Genomic DNA, 16,836 nt, shown 5'->3' with positions numbered 1-16,836 from the left:
ACTCTACCTCATTTAGTACGCAGCTCGGCGAAACGGGCCAGTGGGAGTTTCTTGCCCGAATTGCTTCCCGGTCGACTCGCAAGCGTTGCGCCGCACAGCGGACTGGCGTCGCCGGCTACAAACGCGAACCTTTCTTTTACCTTAAGAGGCTTGCCATTACGGCGAGGCATGGAATGGTTACTCCCGTCCTCGAAAATGCTCGAGAACACGACGCGTCGAAGTGTTGCGAAACCCCTAGGGCACCCGAATTCATTTTTCGGTTCCCCCATCAAGGAGAGATCATGCGTATCGGACGGCTCGTTGCCTCTGTTTCCACCGCGGTCGCTCTTGCCGCAGTCGCATTAGTCGCTGGCGGCGGAACGGCTGTTGCCTCCGCGCTGAGCCACATCTGAATATCTTCTTTCTCACTTTTTCGTCGATTCCTTCGTTCCCAAAGGAGTAGTGCCATGCAGCACGGCTGACCACTTCGGTCCATTCAGCGCCCCATCCCCACGAGCGCAGTACCGCTGACCGCGCACTCCGCACCGGACCGGCCCCTCGCGGCCCAGGTGAACACGAGTGCGGGCAGCTCCCCGGCCCCCGGAACCCCGGTGGACGCCGGCGCCGAACGGCCCCCGCGCCGTTCGCAGACGTCCCCTCTCGCCGGGCTACGGCCCCTCTGACCTGACCAGGAAAGATGGCGGCCGGCCCGGCGAGGACGGGGCGGACACGGACTATCGCACCACCCGGAACGCGCCGCGCTACGGCGAGCACCCCGCGAACGACTTCGCGGTAGCGCGGACGACAGGCCCCGGCCGGCCGCACCGCCCTCCCCCGCAGGGCGTGTGCGCACCGGTCGGGGTTTTGGGTTTTCCGGGCGCCGTGCGCGCCGGCGAATGGTCGCCGGATGGATCCGACGCGCTCTTGTTCCCGGTGTTCGGCTCGAGTGCGGGTTCGCCGGCCGGAGTTGTTTCCCGAGCCGCTAAGGCCGATTCTGCGGCGGGCTCCCGGCTTTCCGGTCCGGTATTGGGGCCTAGGCATTCCGCAGCCCACTGCGTGGCGCTGAGCGTGTTGCTTCCGACGGCCGGTCGTTCGCTCGGCGCGGTGGCTGCGGATCGAATTCCCGTCGAGCCGATCCGGGCGTTCCGCGCCGCGATCGGGAGCGCTTCTCGGGGAATTCGAGCCTGGACAGTTACGGTCGAATGCCGTCCGTATTAACTGAACCTTATAGAGGGCCACAGGTCGCAATTGTTGAACCCTATTTAAAACGTAGCTCGTTTTAAATGGAATTCAAAAAAACGTGAGCGGAGGCGAGGGTCGAGCTACCAATCGGTAGCGTGTTCCGATCGATTGTTCCGTGGTCCAGGGCGGCCGTCACCATCAACGCTGAGTAACAATCGCGGCGTCCAGTTCGTCGCCCCCTGGGTTCGTCCACGGCATTCACGTCGATTCACGTGAGGTCCGCCCGTTCACCGGCGTCTGCGACGGAGCGCAGCCGAAGTGTCCTCTGTAATCACCTGAAGTGACTACAGAGGACCACCGTTCGGCCGAGATGAATGCCCCAGGAAGGGACGATCAGGTACTCAAGACTCCGGAACGTCGCGGTGCAGCGCGTCCAACCAGGTCCGGGCGGACGCGTCCGACGGGGCCCGCCAGTCGCCGCGCGGCGAGAGCGACCCGCCCGCGGACACCTTCGGGCCGTTCGGCAGCGCCGACCGCTTGAACTGGCTGAACGAGTAGAAGCGCTGCACGAACACCTCGAGCCAGCGCCGGATCGCCGCCAGGTCGTAGGCGTTGCGGTGCTGCTGCGGGTAGTTCGGCGGCCACTCGCCGGCCTCGACGTCCCGCCAGGCGTGCAGCGCCAGGAACGCGATCCGGGCCGGGCCGAAGCCGTAGCGCAGGACGTGGAAGAGCGAGAAGTCCTGCAGCGCGTACGGCCCGATCTTGGCCTCGGTGCTCTGCGGCACCTCACCCTGACGAGTGGGGACCAGCTCGGGCGTGATCTCGGTGTCCAGGACCGCCTGGAGCACCTTGTCGACCTCGGCGGTGAACTGGCCGGAGGCGGTGACCCAGCGGATCAGGTGCTGCATCAGCGTCTTCGGGACGCCCGCGTTGACGTTGTAGTGCGACATCTGGTCGCCGACGCCGTAGGTCGACCAGCCCAGCGCCAGCTCGGACAGGTCGCCGGTGCCCAGCACGATGCCGTTGCGCTGGTTGGCCGCCCGGAACAGGTAGTCGGTGCGCAACCCGGCCTGGACGTTCTCGAACGTGACGTCGTAGACCTCCTCGCCCCGCCCGAACGGGTGACCGAGGTCGGTGAGCATCTGCGTCGCGGCCGGCCGGATGTCGAGCGTCTCGAACGTCACGCCCAGCGCCTCGGCCAGCGCGACCGCGTTGTTGCGGGTGTGGTCGCTGGTGGCGAACCCGGGCATCGTGAACGCCAGGATGTCGGTGCGCGGGCGGTGCAGCCGGTCCATCGCCTTGGCCGCGACGATCAGCGCGTGGGTGGAGTCCAGCCCGCCGGAGACGCCGATGACGACCTTCGGCCCGCCGATCGCGCGGAGACGCTGCTCCAGACCCGACACCTGGATGTTGTAGGCCTCGTAGCAGTCCTGCTCAAGCCGGGAGGCGTCGGCCGGGACGAACGGGTAGCGGGCCAGCGGCCGCCGCAGCCCGATGTCGCCCTCGGGCGGCTCGACCGCGAAGTCCACCCGGCGGAAGCCGTCCACGCGGGCGGCGTGGTGGCGGCGGTTGTCGTCGAAGGTCCCCATCCGGAGCCGCTCGGCGCGGATCAGGTCGAGGTCGACGTCGGCGACCGCCCGGCGGGGACCGTCGGGGAACCGGTCGCTCTCGGCCAGCAGCACGCCGTTCTCGAAGATCAGCGTCTGCCCGTCCCAGGACAGGTCCGTGCTGGACTCGCCCTCACCGGCCGCCGCGTAGACGTAGGCGGCCAGGCACCGCGACGAGGCCGAACGCGAGTACAGCTTCCGGTCCTCGGCCCGCCCGATCGTGATCGGGCTGCCGGACAGGTTGACCAGCACCGTGGCCCCGGCCAGCGCCGCCTCGGCGCTGGGCGGGATCGGCACCCACATGTCCTCGCAGACCTCGACGTGCAGCACGAACCCGGGCACGTCGACGGCGTCGAACAGCAGGTCGGCCCCGAAGGGCACGTCGACACCGCCCAGCCGGAGCTCGCCGCGGACGTCGTCACCGGGGGCGAAATGGCGGCGCTCGTAGAACTCGCGGTAGGTCGGCAGGTACGACTTCGGGGCGACGCCGAGGACCCGGCCGCGGTGGATCACCACCGCGGTGTTGTAGAGCCGGTGGCGGTAGCGCAGCGGCGCGCCGACGACGAGCACCGGGCGCAGCTCCGCCGACGCGGCCGCGATCGTGCTGATCGCGTCCTCCACCGCGTCCAGGAGCGAGTCCGACAGCAGCAGGTCCTCGATCGAGTAGCCCGAGAGCGTGAGCTCCGGGAACACCGCGAGGCCCACCCCCTCGTCGTGGCACTCCCGCGCGGTGGCGAGCACGGCGTCGGCGTTGGCGGCGGGGTCGGCGATGGTGGTGTGCAGCGTGCACGACGCCACCCGGAAGAAGCCCTGGTCGTAAGCAGAGTAGAAGTCCATCAGCAGTCAGTTTCGCAGAGGCCGGTCGGTGCCCTGGTGATCGGCACACCCGGCGCCCGCCAAACTCGGCGCGCTCGCGCCGACCGGTTGTCGGCGGGGGCTGGTATCAAGGGCGCATGAGCCCCAGCGCCGAAGAAGAAGTCGTCGATCTCGCTCGCGACCTCATCCGGATCGACACCACGAACACCGGTGAGACCGCGACCAGCGCGGGGGAGCGGGCGGCGGCCGAGTACGTCGCGGCCAAGCTCGACGAGGTCGGCATCGCCGCACAGATCTACGAGAGCGAGCCCGGCCGGGCCAGCGTCGTGGCGCGCATCGAGGGCAGTGACCCCGGCCGCGGCGGGCTGGTGCTGCACGGCCACCTCGACGTGGTGCCCGCCAACGCCGCCGACTGGTCGGTCGACCCGTTCTCCGGCGAGATCCGCGACGACTACCTCTGGGGTCGCGGCGCGGTCGACATGAAGGACATGGACGCGATGATCCTGGCGCTGGTGCGCCAGTGGGCCCGCGAGGGCCGCAAGCCCCCGCGCGACGTCACGCTCGCGTTCTTCGCCGACGAGGAGGCCGGCAGCGTCCACGGCGCGCACTGGCTGGTGGAGAACCACCCCGAGTGGTTCGAGGGGTGCACCGAAGCGATCAGCGAGGTCGGCGGGTTCTCCGTCAGCGTCACCGACGACCTGCGGCTCTACCTGATCGAGACCGCGGAGAAGGGCATCGAGTGGCTGCGGCTGACCGCCACCGGTCAAGCCGGCCACGGTTCGTTCACCCACGAGGACAACGCGATCACCACGCTGTCCGAGGCGGTGTCGCGCATCGGGCGCCACCGGTTCCCGCTCGTGCTCACCGACACCGTCCGGCGTTTCCTCGAGGAGGCGAGCGACGCGCTCGGGATCGAGTTCGACCCCGACGAGCCGGAGCTGGCCATCGCGAAGCTCGGCCCGATCGCACGCATCATCGGCGCGACGCTGCGCAACACCGCCAACCCGACGATGCTCGACGCCGGGTACAAGGTGAACGTCATCCCCGGCTCGGCCACCGCCGCGATCGACGGGCGGGTGCTGCCCGGGCAGGAGCGGGAGTTCCTGGCGACGATCCGCGAGCTCGCCGGCCCCGGCGTCACGGTCGAGCCGACGATGGAGCAGATCCCGCTGGAGACCACGTTCGACGGTGCGCTCGTCGACGCGATGGCCGACGCGCTGCGCTTCGAGGACCCGGGGGCGCGCCCGGTGCCGTACATGCTCTCCGGGGGCACCGACGGCAAGGCGCTGTCGCGGCTGGGCATCCGGTGCTTCGGGTTCGCCCCGCTCCGGCTGCCCGCGGATCTCGATTTCGCGTCGCTGTTCCACGGTGTCGACGAGCGGGTGCCGATCGACGGCCTACGCTTCGGGGTACGTGTGCTGGACCGCTTTCTCTCTCGTAGTTGACCACGGCCGCTGGGAGCTCAGGAATGTCTACCGAAGCCCAGATCGACGCGGCGCTGGAGGCGGTCGTCAGCGCCGCCCGGAACCATCGCGCCGTGCTGCGAGCCGGTGCGCCCGAGGAACGGATCTGGCGTGCCTACGTGGCGCTGAACAACGCCACGGTCCGCTACGACGACCTGATCAGCGAGATCTACGACGAGGTCACCCCCTGGGACTGCGAGTACCTGGAGTCCGACGCCGAACCCGAGGCGGCGCCGGGCGCACCCCCGGCCCCGAGCCGGCCGACCGGCGGCGCACCGGCCGGCGACAGCGCGGTCATGGTGTCGGTGCGCCACCGGCGCGACTACGTGATCCCGGAACCGTCCCGGCTGCTCTCGCTGGCCACCGAGGCGCGCCGGACGTCGTGGGCGGCGGTGGACTCCACCCACGCCGCCCGCCCGGTCACCGACGTCGGCGAAGCGGTGAACGAGCTGGTGCAGGCCGGTGACGGCACGGTCGCCGCGCTCGACGCCTACCCCGAGGACCTCGTGCCCGGCAACGGCGTGCTGCTGGTCAACGCGCTGCACCGGCCGCTGACCTTCGCCGACGCCCCGGCGTCCGGCGGGGCCGACCCGCTGCTGCTCAGCCCCGACGAGGTGCAGCTCTACCGGATGGACGAGGAGATCGTCGACGAGGAGTCGCTCGAGGAACCGGTGCCGGCGCCCCGCGATCCGGTGAACGGCTCCGCGGCGCGCCTCTGGTAGCGGCCGGCTACGGCCTGCGGAAGCTCCGCAGGCCGTCGGCCACCGCTCCGCCGGCCTTCGTGACGAGCTTGGCGAGCGGGTCGTTCGACGACGCCACCGCGTCCCGGTAGGCGCCCGCGGCGGCCTTCACCTCGGCGGTGAACGACGTGTCCGGGTCGTCGACCCGGCGCGGGTACGCGCCCCCGACCACGGCCGTGTACTCGTCGGAGGTCGCCCACCGCTGCAGTTCGGCCGCGCGCAGCGCCGGCAGCGGGTGCGAACGTCCCGACAGGTGCCCGAGCTTGAGCAGGCTGTCGCGGATGTCCGCGGCGTCGTCGTACTCGTCCGCCTGCGCGAGGAAGTCGACGAGCTCGTCCGGGCCGGTGCTCATCGCCCCGGCCATCAGCGCGTGCGTACGCAGCGCCGCCTGCGGGTCCTGGCCGCAGAGCAGCCCGGCCCGGTCGCAGGAGAGTTCGGACTTGCGGTACCACTCCTCGAGCGCGAGCCGGATCGCCCGCAGCCCCCAGTAGCCGATCGGGAACCAGGCCAGGTTGAGCGACGCGCTGGTCAGGTGCAGCAGCAGCGTCCGGTAGACCGCGTGCCCACTGAGCACGTGGCCCATCTCGTGGCCGATCGTGAACCGCAGCCCATCGGTGTCGAGCAGCTCGATCAGGCCGGTGCTCAGCACCAGGAACGGCGCATCCATGCCGATCGTCATCGCGATCGGTTCCGGGTTGCGCAGGACGAACACCTCGGGCACGGGGCTGATGTCGAGCGTCGCCGCGCACTCCAGGCGCAGGGCGTGCACCTCGGGGAACTGTTTTGTCGTCACCTTCACCGCCGAGGCGAGCAGCAGGAGCCGCTCCCGGCGTTCGCCGACCGCCCCGGACAGTGCCCGCAGCACGGACGGCAGGCCGGGTACCGCGCGTAGCGCGACCAGCGCGCCGCGGTCGGCGGGGTGCTCGTAGGCGCGGGGGCTGACGCCGGGGAACCGGCGGCGTTCGGTCGAGATCTCGATGGTCATCGGGGGCCTCCCTCGAAGCTCTCGGAGGCCAGCCTAGAACTAGGTCGCCAGGGCGGGGCTGGACGAAGCAGTGCGGCGGCGGCGCAGGACGACCTTGCGAGTGCCGTCGGCGTAGAGCCGGACCCGCGCCAGCTCCCAGCCTCCGTACTCGGCCCGGATCGTCAGCTCCACCTGGGCGGACACCCGGTCGGTTCCGGGTGGCAACCGCAGCGGTGCGTACTCGTAATCTGGGGGCACTCAGCCATAGTGCCTCAATCTCCGCGCGGTGGCGGCGAACTCACCCACCGTCCCGTTCCGGGTACCCGAACTCGGGCGCGGACACGTCGTCGAGCGCGCGCCGGATCTCCGCCGGCAGCGTCAGCGACTCGGTCTGCAGCGAGCCCATCAGCTGCCCCACCGTGCGGGCGCCGACGACCGGCGCGGCCACCGCCGGCCGGTCGCGGATCCAGGCCAGCGACACCGCGAGCGGCGAGACCCCGAGGCCGTCGGCGGCGGTCGCGACCGCTTCGACGACCCGCGCCGACCGGTGCTCCAGGAACCGGCCGACGAACCGTTCGAAGTGCGGCGATGCGCCCCGCGAATCGTTCGGCGTGCCGTGCCGGTACTTGCCGGTCAGCACCCCGCGGCCGAGCGGCGACCAGGGCAGCAGCCCGATCCCGAGATCCAGCGCGGCCGGCACGACCTCGCGCTCGACGCCGCGTTCGAGCAGCGAGTACTCGACCTGGGTGGAGATCAGCCGCGGGCGGCCGTGCGCGAGCTGCCAGGTGGCCGCCTTCGCGGTCTGCCAGCCGGTGTAGTTCGACATGCCGACGTAGCGCGCCCGCCCGGTGCTGACCGCGATGTCGACGGCCGAGAGCGTCTCCTCGAGCGGCGTGTGCGGGTCCCACGCGTGCAGCTGCCAGAGATCGACGTGATCGGTGCGCAGGCGCGCCAGCGAGGCGTCCAGAGCCGAGAGCAGATGCCCCCGGGACGCGTCGCGCCGCCGCAGGGCCGGGACCGCCACCGCCTTGGTGGCGATCTGCACCGCGGAACGCGGGACGACCGGTCCGATCAGTTCGCCCAGGAGCTCCTCGGCGCGACCGTCCGCGTAGACGTCAGCCGTGTCGACGAGCGTCCCACCGGCGTCGGTGAACGCCTTGAGCTGCTCGGCGGCGTCGTCCGCTTCAGTGTCCCGCCCCCAGGACATCGTTCCCAGCGCGAGCCGGGACACCATCAGCCCGCTGTGGCCGAGGGCACGCAGTTCCATGGCAGCGGACGCTACCGTCGCCCCACCCCACACCGGAGCACCGACCCGCCGTTACGCTGCGCCGTGACCTCACACCGAGACGGGAGTGGCACGTGAAACTGGGGGTGAACCTCGGGTACTGGGGCGCGGGCAACGACGCCGCGAACCTGGAACTGGCCCGGGAAGCGGATCGTCTCGGCTGGTCGTCGGTCTGGGTGGCGGAAGCCTACGGATCGGACGCGGCCACCGTGCTCGCCTGGGTCGCGGCCCAGACCGAACAGATCGACATCGGGTCGGCCATCTTCCAGATCCCCGGCCGGTCGCCGGCGATGACCGCGATGACCGCCGCGACGCTCGACACGCTCTCCGGCGGCCGGTTCCGGCTCGGCCTGGGCGTCTCCGGCCCGCAGGTCTCCGAGGGCTGGCACGGCGTCCGGTTCGACAAGCCGCTGGCGCGCACCCGCGAGTACGTCGACGTCGTCCGGATGGCCCTGGAGCGCAAGCGCCGGGTGAAGTACGACGGCGCGCACTACCAGCTGCCGCTGCCGGACGGGCCGGGCAAGGCGCTGATGCTGACCGTGCACCCGGTGCGCGACCACATCCCCACCTACCTGGCCGCGGTCGGGCCGAAGAACCTCGAGCTGGCCGGCGAGATCGCCGACGGCCTGCTGGCGATCTTCTACTCCACCGAGTTCGGGCCGGAGCAGCTCGAGCTGGTGCGCGCCGGCCGCGAGAAGGCCGGGAAGTCGATGGAGGACTTCGACGTCGTCGCGACCGTCCCGGTCGTCGTCGGCGACGACCCGGAGGAGTGCGCGAACGCGGTGCGCTGGTACGCCGGGCTCTACGTCGGCGGGATGGGCAGCCGGGAACAGAACTTCTACAACCGGCTCGCGGTCCGGATGGGCTACGCCGACGAGGCCGCCGAGGTGCAGGAGAAGTACCTGCGGCGCGACTACGAGGGGGCCTACGCCGCGCTCCCGTTCGAGTTCCTCGACCGCACCTCGTTGCTCGGCCCGGTCGAGCGGATCGCCGAGGGGCTGCGTGCGCTGGCCGACGCGGGAGTGACGACGGTCGCGGTGGCGGCCTTCCCCGGCGAGCGCTCGGGCATCGAGACCCTGCAGGCAGTGGACGAGGCCTACCGCCTCGCCGGATTGGACTCCCCGACTCAGTGAACATCTTCGAAGCGATCCTCCTCGGCGCCGTCGAGGGCTTCACCGAGTTCCTCCCGATCTCCAGCACCGGGCACCTGACGATCATCGAGAAGCTGCTCGGCTACCGCATCGACGACCCGGACATCACCGCGTTCACGGTGATCATCCAGTCCGGCGCGGTGCTGGCGACGATCATCTTCCTGCGCGAGACGATCATCCGGATGATCGTCGGGTTCTTCGCCGGGCTGGCCGGCAAGCGGCCCAAGACCGATCCGGACTTCCGGCTCGGCGTCGCGGTGATCATCGGGTCGATCCCGATCATCATCGTCGGGCTGCTCTTCCAGGACGCGATCGAGACGACGCTGCGCAGCCTCTGGTTCGTCGGCTCCGCGCTGATCCTCTTCAGCGGCGTGATGTGGTTCGCCGACCGGGCGGCCACCCAGCGCCGCCACGAGGCCGACATCACCTGGAAGGACACACTGATCATGGGCCTCGCGCAGTGCGCGGCGCTGGTGCCGGGCGTCTCCCGGTCCGGCGCGACGATGTCCGCCGGTCTGCTGCGTGACATCGACCGGGTGACGATCACCAAGCTCTCGTTCCTGCTCTCGATCCCGGCCCTGACCGGAGCGAGCATCCTGCAGGGCGTCACCGAGTACGACCGGATCTCCGGCGGCGTCGGCTGGGCGAACACGATCGTCGCGACCCTCGTCAGCTTCGTCGTGGGATACGCCTCGGTGAGCTGGCTGCTGAAGTTCATCGCCAAGCACAGCTACACGGTGTTCATCGTCTACCGGGTGGTGCTCGGCACGATCGTGCTGCTGCTGGTCGGAACCGGGGTCATTTCGGCGACGTAGGGTTGAGCTTTTCCACTCGCTTTCCCCGGGATGAGGTTGGACGTATGCCGACGCTGGTGCTGCTGCGGCACGGCCGGAGTACCGCGAACACCAGCGGGGTGCTCGCCGGCTGGACGCCCGGCGTCAACCTCGACGACCACGGCCGCACGCAGGCCGACGCGGTGGCCGAGCGGCTGCGCCCGGTGCCGCTCGCGGCGATCGTGGCCAGCCCGCTCGACCGGTGCCAGCAGACCGTGGCACCGGTCTGGGCGAACCGGGAGATCGCCCCCGTGATCGACGACCGGCTGGGGGAGTGCAAGTACGGCGACTGGACCGGGCGCAAGCTCACCGATCTGGTGAAGGAACCGCTCTGGAAGGTCGTCCAGCAGCACCCGTCGGCCGCGGTGTTCCCCGGGCCGGAGGGGGAGGGGCTGGCGGCCACCCAGGCCCGGGCGGTCGCGGCGGTCCGCGAGTGGAACGCGAAGGTCGAGGAGACCCACGGCAAGGACGCGGTCTGGCTCGCCTGCAGCCACGGCGACGTGATCAAGGCGATCCTGGCCGACGCCTACGGCATGCACCTCGATCTGTTCCAGCGCATCGTGGTCGACCCGTGCTCGGTGAGCATCGTCCGGTACTCCGAAACCCGGCCGTTCGTGGTGCGGGTCAACGACATCGGGGGCGATCTGACCGGGTTGCTCCCGCCGCCGAAAGCGGCCGGCGACGCCGAGCCGTCCGACGATTCCGACGCGGTGGTCGGCGGCGGCGCCGGCACCGTCTGACGCGGGGACCTCGTGGAGGCAGCCCGCGTCCGGACCGCGTAGGGTCGAGGCATGGCAGGTCAGGTCTACGCGTTCGAACGCCCCGAGAGGTTCGTGGCCGGGACGGTCGGGGAGCCCGGCGACCGCACGTTCTACCTGCAGGCCACCGATGAGAGCCGCACCGTCAGCGTCGTGCTCGAGAAGACCCAGGTGGCGCTGCTGGCGGAGCGGCTCGTCGAGTTGCTCGAGGAAGCCCAGCGCCGGCTCGGCGCCGACACCGGCGACGAGCCCGACGACGTCGACACCGCGCCGCTGACGGCGCCGGTGGAGGAGGAGTTCCGGGTCGGGACACTCTCGCTCGCCTGGGACGCCGAGTCCTCCACGGTCATCGTCGAAGCCACCGCGCAATCCGACGACGAGGAGGAGACGGAGGACGAGCTCGACAGCCTCCGGGTGCGCCTCACCGCCAACGAGACCAGGGCGTTCGTCGCCAGGGCCGTGCGGGTGGTCGCCGCCGGGCGTCCGCCCTGCCCGCTGTGCGGGCTGCCGCTGGAGGCCGGCGGGCACGTCTGCCCCCGTCAGAACGGGTACCGGCGCTGAGCACAGCAGAACAGCCGGCGGCTCTGGACCCGGCGGAAGCACTCGTCCTGCTGGCCACCGGTGAGCTGACGATCGAAGGCCGCCTCGTCGACGCCAGCAACGCGACCCTCCTCGCGACCGTGAGCGCCAACGGCGTCAGCGCGGCGTGCGTCTACAAGCCGGTGCGCGGTGAGCGCCCGCTCTGGGATTTCCCCGACGGCACACTGGCCGGGCGCGAGGTCTCCGCCTACCTGGTCGACCAGGCCTTCGGCTGGGACCTGGTGCCACCGACCCTGCTGCGTGACGGGCCCTTCGGCCCCGGCATGTGCCAGCTCTGGATCGAGTCCGAGTCCGTCGACGACCTCGTCGACCTGCTGCCCGAGAACAAGGTCCCGAAGGGCTGGTTCCCGGTGTTCGGCGGCATCGACGGCGGCGGCCGGGACGTGGTCGTGGCCCACGCCGACGACCAGCGCCTGCGCCGGCTGGCCGTGCTCGACGCCGTCACCAACAACGCCGACCGCAAGGGTGGGCACCTGCTGCTCACCGCCGAGGGACATCTGTACGGCGTCGACCACGGCTTGTGTTTCCACGAGGAGACGAAGCTCCGGACGCTGCTGTGGGGGTGGGGCGGCGAGCCGCTCGACGACGACGAGGTCGAGGCGCTGAACCGGGTGCGCGGCGAGCTGGGCTCCGACGGGGCGCTGCGTCAGGCGCTGGAGGAGCACCTGACCGTCACCGAGGTCGACACGACGGTCGCGCGGGTCGACCGTCTGCTGCGCTCCCGCCGCTTCCCCCGGCCCAACTCCCGCCGTCACGTGGTGCCCTGGCCGCCGTTCTGACCACCGGTCAGTAGCTCGTCGCGACGCTGACGTGTTCCCACTCGGCCAGGTCGGCGGCCAGCCGGCTCTGGTGGGCGCGGAGGGCGTCGACCGCGTCGCGACCCAGCGGGAGGCGGAGCGGTGCGTCGTCGCTGTGGACCAGGTCGACGATGATGCGGGCCGCCCTGGCCGGGTCGCCGGGCTGCACGCCGTCGTCGTTCACCAGGTTGGCGCGGGTCGCACCGGCCGTGTCGCGGTAGGCGTCCAGGGGTGCCGACACGATCATCCGGCCGCCGTTGAGCCCGGTGCGGAACGCGCCCGGCTCGACGATCAGCACGCGCACGCCGTGGGGCTCGAGTTCGGCGGCGAGGGCCTCGGAGTAGCCCTCCAGCGCGAACTTCGCCGCGCAGTACGCTCCGACGCCCGCGAAGGCCAGCTGGCCGCCCATCGAGCTGATCTGCACGATCGTGCCGTGGCCCTGCTCGCGCAGGATCGGCACCGCGGCTTTCGTCACCGCGGCTGCGCCGAAGAACATCACCTCCATCGTGTGCCGCAGTTCGTCCTCGGTGGTCTCCTCCACCGCGCCGACGATCGCGAACCCGGCGTTGTTCACCACCACGTCCAGCCGCCCGAACGTGTCGATCGCGGCGGCTACCGCCCGCTCGGCGGCGCCGGGCTCGGTGACGTCCAGCGCGGCGGTTTCCAGATTCCCGCCGCGCAGTTCCGCGAGCACGCCGGGCTTCCGTGCGCCGGCGAGGACCTGATCGCCGGCGGCGAGCGCCGCGAGCGCGATCTCGCGTCCGAAGCCGGACGAGCAACCGGTGATCAACCATGTCTTCTGCATGGCTCCACGGTGCGGGCTCCGGGGTGCCGCCGACCAACACCGATTGCCGGGTGCGGTTACAGTCCGAGCCTGTGAGCGACCTCGAGCTGCGTCACCTGCGCTACTTCGTGGCCGTCGCCGAGGAGTCGAGCTTCACCGCGGCGGCCGCCCGGCTCAACCTCGCCCAGCAGTCGCTGTCGCAGCAGATCGCCGTGCTCGAGCGCCGGTTGAAGGCCCGCCTCTTCGACCGGGACACCCGGGGCACCCGGCTGACCGCGGTCGGCGCGGTGTTCCTCCCGGAGGCGCGCGCGGTGCTCGCGCGCGCCGAACGGGCCGTCGCGACGGCCGCGCGCGCCGCCCGGGGTGAGCTCGGCCGGGTCGACCTGGCGTTCCTCGCCTCGGCGGCCAACACGCTGCTGCCCCCGGTCGTGCGGGCGCTGCGGACACGGTTCGGCGAGTGGGACCTCACGACCGACGCGGTGTCGATCGCGGAGATGGTGACCGGCCTGCGCGCGGGTCGGTACGACGTGGGGTTCGGGCGCCCGCCGTGCGTGGACGACCTCCGCACGCGGGTGATCGCCACCGAGCCGGCGTGCGCGGTGCTACCGGTGGGCCATCCGCTGGCCGCGCGGGACTCGGTCGCGCTCGGGGAGCTGAACGACGAACCCTGGGTGCTCACCCCGCGCGATTCCTGGCTGCCGTGGCACCTGCGTTACGACGCCGAGTTCGCCGCGGCCGGCTTCGCGCCGCGTGTCGTGGCCGAGGGCGGCAGCGTGCAGAACCTGCTGGCGCTCGTCGCCGCCGGGGTCGGCGTGACCCGGCTGGCGGCGTCCTCGCGCAGCCTGCGCGGCAGCGGCGTGGTGTTCGTCCCGCTGGTGGGCGAGGTGGCCGAGACCGTGGTGATCTGGCGGGACGAGACGCCGCTGGTCCGCAACGTGGTGTCGGTGGTCGCGGAGCTCGCCGCGACCACCGATCTCACGTCCGACTAGTTGCCGTGGGTGGAGCTGCTGCGGTAGTCGGTGTAGGTGTACGGGTTGTCGAGCACCTTGGTCTCCGGGATGTCGGGGTTCATGCCGGCTTCCCAGGCCTCCGCGCCCAGCGTGTTCTGCAGGTACTCGACGGTCGACGCGATCGCGGTGCGCGCGGCCTCCAGGTCGATCCCGACCAGCTTGCCGTCGTGCTTGACGACCTTGCCGTCGACCAGGACCGTGTGGACGTCGCCGCGCTGGGCCTGGAACGCGACGTGCCCGTACGGGTTCAGCAGCGGGAACATCACCGGCGAGCTGTCGTTCTTGATCAGCACGACGTCGGCCTTCGTGCCGACCGCGAGCCGACCCAGGTCGTCGCGGCCCAGCGCCGCCGCCCCGCCGCGGGTCGCGTACTCCACGACCTGGTCCGCGCGCAGGTGCGAGTGCGTGACGGTGTCGCCGTTCTTGTGCGCCTCGAGGTGCTCGCGGGAGCGGTCGGCGCCGAGCGTGGCCCGCATCGCCGAGAACAGGTCGCCGCTCCACCAGACGCTGGTGTCCATCGACAGCGACACCGGGACGTTGTGCTTGCGCAGCACCCAGGTGGGCGGGTAGCCCTGCCCGCAGCTCTGCTCGCTCTCGGTGGAGACCGACACCGAGCCGCCGGTCGCGGCGATGCGCTGGTACGAGTCGTCGGAGAGCGTCGCGGCGTGCACGTAGACGTTGCCCGGCGTCATGAAGCCGTTCTCGTACATCAGCCGGATGCCGTCGTCGTTCGTGGCGCCCCACACCCCGGCGTGCGTGGTGACGGTGGCGCCGAGCTCCCGCGCGACCTCGAACGCGGCCTTCTCCGGGAACGCCGGGTCGCCGGTGACGTCGAACGCCAGCTGGAAGCCGAGCATGTCGCCGCGGTGCATCCGGCGCTCGACGAAGTCGCGGAACGCAGGCTGGGTGGCCCACTCCCAGGCGCCGCCCTGGATGTTGCCGTACGCGAACACGAACCGGCCCGGGATCGCCTCGAGGGCGTCGACCGCGGCGTCGGCGTGCTGCGTGGTGTGGTTGTTGTGCGACCAGTCGACGGTGGTGGTGACCCCGGCGTCCAGCGCCTCGATCGCGGACAGCAGGTTGCCCGCGTAGATGTCCTCGGGCCGGAACGACTTGCCGTGCTGGAGGTAGTAGAAGACGAAGTACTGGGTGAGGGTCCAGTCGGCGCCGTAGCCGCGCATCGCGGTCTGCCACATGTGCCGGTGGGTGTCGATCATGCCGGGCATCACCAGGCCGCCGCGGGCGTCGATCTCCGCGGTGCCCTCGGGCACCGACAGGTTCGGCCCGATGGCCTCGATCCGGTTGCCGACGACGAGCACGTCGGTGTCGCGCAGGACGGACTTGGACGCGTCCATCGGCAGGACGGTGCCGCCGCGCAGCACGATCGGGCGGCCGGGCTGGAACTGGTCGCTCATGGGTGTTCGACTCCTTCGTCGTCCCGGTACTGACTTTGGGCGGACGTATGTCCGCACAGTGAGCGCTGAGCTGCTGAGAGAACCTTTGTGCGGGAAAGGTGACCTGTCAACCCCTGGGGTCTGGCCACGCCTGATGTCCATTCAGCGGACGGTCGTCCGCAAAGCGGTCGTTCAGCATTGACGCGATCCCGGTTACGCTCGGGGAATGCAGAGCTGGCCGCACCCTGACGTGCCCCTTCTCCCCGGAACCGGCGTGCCGCTGCGGCTGCACGACTCGGCCACGCGCGAGGTGCGGCCCACGTCGCCGGGGCCGGTCGCCCGGATGTACGTCTGCGGGATCACCCCGTACGACGCCACGCACCTCGGCCACGCCGCCACCTATCTGGCGTTCGACCTCGTCAACCGGGTCTGGCGCGACAACGGCCACGAGGTCGTCTACGTCCAGAACGTCACCGACGTCGACGACCCGCTGTTCGAGCGGGCCGACCGCGACGGCGAGGACTGGGTGGTGCTCGGCATGCGCGAGACCGCGCTGTTCCGCGAGGACATGACCGCGCTGCGGGTGCTCCCGCCGGCGCACTACGTCGGGGTCGTCGAGGCCGTCGAGGAGATCGCCGAGCTCGTCGAGAAGCTGGTGTCGATCGGGGTGGCGTACCGGCTCGAGGACGGCACCGGCGACGTCTACCAGGACGTCGCGGCCGCCCGGCGGTTCGGGTACGAGTCGGGGTACTCCGCCGACACGATGGCGCGGTTCTTCGCCGAGCGCGGCGGTGACCCCGACCGCCCCGGGAAGCGCAACACGCTCGACCCGCTGCTCTGGCGGGGCGCCCGCGACGGGGAGCCGCGCTGGCCCTCCCCGGTCGGGCCGGGGCGCCCGGGCTGGCACGTGGAGTGCGCGGCGATCGCGGTCAACCGCCTGGGGCTGGGCATCGACGTCCAGGGCGGCGGCTCCGACCTCATCTTCCCGCACCACGAGATGTCGGCGCTGCACGCCGAGGCGGCCGCGGACCAGTGGCCGTTCGCCAAGCACTACGTCCATGCCGGGATGATCGGCCTCGACGGCGAGAAAATGTCGAAGTCGCGCGGAAACCTGGTGTTCGTGTCGCGGCTGCGCGGCGACGGCGTCGACCCGATGGCGGTCCGGCTCGCGCTGCTGTCCGGGCACTACCGGTCGGACCGCTCCTGGACCGCGGACGCCCTGATCGAGGCCCAGGCCCGGCTGGCCCGCTGGCGGGACGCGGCCGCACTGGCCACCGGTCCGTCGGCGATCGACCTGCTGGCGCGGGTACGGGAGCGGCTCGCCGACGACCTCGACTCCCCGGGCGCGATCCGCGCGGTCGACGAGTGGGCCGCGACCGCCCTGCGCGACGGCGGCCCGGACCCCACCGCTCCGGCGCTGGTTCGCTCCACGGTCGACGCGCTCCTCGGAATCGTGCTCTGACCCTGCCCCGA

The 16,836-nt window shown here is 71.2% G+C and carries 15 protein-coding genes; 9 read left to right on the top strand and 6 right to left on the bottom strand.

Annotated features, from left to right (window positions below; translation table 11 throughout):
• Nucleotides 1-1,562 precede the first annotated feature (1,562 nt).
• Nucleotides 1,563-3,605, bottom strand: coding sequence for an NAD(+) synthase (locus CRYAR_RS27480; protein ID WP_035856282.1), 2,043 nt, complete (start codon nt 3,603-3,605; stop codon nt 1,563-1,565).
• 116 nt (nt 3,606-3,721) lie between these two features.
• On the opposite strand from CRYAR_RS27480, the gene CRYAR_RS27475 reads away from it, so the two are divergent.
• Nucleotides 3,722-5,029, top strand: coding sequence for a M20/M25/M40 family metallo-hydrolase (locus tag CRYAR_RS27475; protein WP_035856281.1), 1,308 nt, complete (start codon nt 3,722-3,724; stop codon nt 5,027-5,029).
• A 23-nt stretch (nt 5,030-5,052) separates the two neighbouring features.
• A complete protein-coding gene (locus CRYAR_RS27470) occupies nt 5,053-5,769 on the top strand; it encodes a hypothetical protein (RefSeq protein ID WP_051571018.1) in 717 nt (238 codons plus the stop codon).
• Nucleotides 5,770-5,776: 7 nt separating this feature from the next.
• Here the strand turns inward: CRYAR_RS27470 and CRYAR_RS27465 are convergent, their stop codons facing one another.
• The 3 genes from CRYAR_RS27465 to CRYAR_RS27455 are packed head-to-tail and all read right to left on the bottom strand — an operon-like array spanning nt 5,777 to nt 8,018.
• On the bottom strand, nt 5,777-6,772 hold the full coding sequence (locus CRYAR_RS27465; RefSeq protein ID WP_035856280.1) for a M48 family metallopeptidase: 996 nt from the start codon (nt 6,770-6,772) through the stop codon (nt 5,777-5,779).
• A 39-nt stretch (nt 6,773-6,811) separates the two neighbouring features.
• A complete protein-coding gene (locus CRYAR_RS27460; protein ID WP_035856278.1) occupies nt 6,812-7,009 on the bottom strand; it encodes a DUF5703 family protein in 198 nt (65 codons plus the stop codon).
• Nucleotides 7,010-7,049: 40 nt separating this feature from the next.
• Complete coding sequence (locus tag CRYAR_RS27455) at nt 7,050-8,018, bottom strand: aldo/keto reductase (protein WP_035856276.1); 969 nt, start codon at nt 8,016-8,018, stop codon at nt 7,050-7,052.
• Between the two features lie 92 nt (nt 8,019-8,110).
• Between CRYAR_RS27455 and CRYAR_RS27450 the strand changes: the two genes are divergently transcribed.
• Genes CRYAR_RS27450 through CRYAR_RS27430 form a run of 5 tightly spaced genes read left to right on the top strand, consistent with a single transcriptional unit; the run spans nt 8,111 to nt 12,157 of the window.
• Nucleotides 8,111-9,169, top strand: a complete 1,059-nt coding sequence (locus CRYAR_RS27450; protein ID WP_035856275.1) for an LLM class F420-dependent oxidoreductase — start codon at nt 8,111-8,113, stop codon at nt 9,167-9,169.
• Nucleotides 9,166-10,002: an undecaprenyl-diphosphate phosphatase gene (locus tag CRYAR_RS27445; protein ID WP_035856273.1), complete on the top strand. Its 837-nt coding sequence runs from the start codon at nt 9,166-9,168 to the stop codon at nt 10,000-10,002. The genes CRYAR_RS27450 and CRYAR_RS27445 overlap by 4 nt, the downstream gene beginning before the upstream one ends.
• Before the next feature lie 44 nt (nt 10,003-10,046).
• Nucleotides 10,047-10,760 (top strand): histidine phosphatase family protein, encoded by a 714-nt coding sequence (locus CRYAR_RS27440; RefSeq protein ID WP_035856272.1) that lies wholly within the window; start codon nt 10,047-10,049, stop codon nt 10,758-10,760.
• A gap of 51 nt (nt 10,761-10,811) precedes the next feature.
• Nucleotides 10,812-11,339: a DUF3090 family protein gene (locus tag CRYAR_RS27435; RefSeq protein ID WP_035856271.1), complete on the top strand. Its 528-nt coding sequence runs from the start codon at nt 10,812-10,814 to the stop codon at nt 11,337-11,339.
• The gene (locus CRYAR_RS27430; protein ID WP_035866780.1) at nt 11,336-12,157 is read left to right on the top strand and encodes an SCO1664 family protein; all 822 of its coding nucleotides are present in this window, start codon (nt 11,336-11,338) and stop codon (nt 12,155-12,157) included. Before CRYAR_RS27435 ends, CRYAR_RS27430 begins: the two co-directional genes overlap by 4 nt.
• 7 nt (nt 12,158-12,164) lie before the next feature.
• Here CRYAR_RS27430 and CRYAR_RS27425 read toward each other — a convergent pair whose 3' ends face one another.
• Nucleotides 12,165-12,980, bottom strand: a complete 816-nt coding sequence (locus CRYAR_RS27425; protein ID WP_035856270.1) for an SDR family NAD(P)-dependent oxidoreductase — start codon at nt 12,978-12,980, stop codon at nt 12,165-12,167.
• 71 nt (nt 12,981-13,051) lie between these two features.
• Between CRYAR_RS27425 and CRYAR_RS27420 the strand changes: the two genes are divergently transcribed.
• Nucleotides 13,052-13,948 carry a LysR family transcriptional regulator gene (locus CRYAR_RS27420; RefSeq protein WP_035856269.1) on the top strand — a complete coding sequence of 299 codons (897 nt, stop codon included), beginning with the start codon at nt 13,052-13,054 and terminating at the stop codon, nt 13,946-13,948.
• Here CRYAR_RS27420 and CRYAR_RS27415 read toward each other — a convergent pair.
• On the bottom strand, nt 13,945-15,384 hold the full coding sequence (locus CRYAR_RS27415) for an amidohydrolase family protein (RefSeq protein WP_035856268.1): 1,440 nt from the start codon (nt 15,382-15,384) through the stop codon (nt 13,945-13,947). The two genes, CRYAR_RS27420 and CRYAR_RS27415, sit on opposite strands and share 4 nt — an antisense overlap.
• 205 nt (nt 15,385-15,589) lie before the next feature.
• Here CRYAR_RS27415 and mshC point away from each other — a divergent pair, with 205 nt between their 5' ends.
• Entirely contained in the window at nt 15,590-16,825 is a 1,236-nt protein-coding gene (gene mshC, locus CRYAR_RS27410; protein ID WP_035856267.1) for a cysteine--1-D-myo-inosityl 2-amino-2-deoxy-alpha-D-glucopyranoside ligase, read from the top strand.
• Nucleotides 16,826-16,836 lie beyond the last annotated feature (11 nt).

It is taken from the genome of Cryptosporangium arvum DSM 44712, from assembly GCF_000585375.1.
In the GTDB taxonomy this organism is placed as follows: Bacteria; Actinomycetota; Actinomycetes; order Mycobacteriales; family Cryptosporangiaceae; genus Cryptosporangium; species Cryptosporangium arvum.
This window is presented reverse-complemented; position numbering and strand designations above follow the sequence as displayed.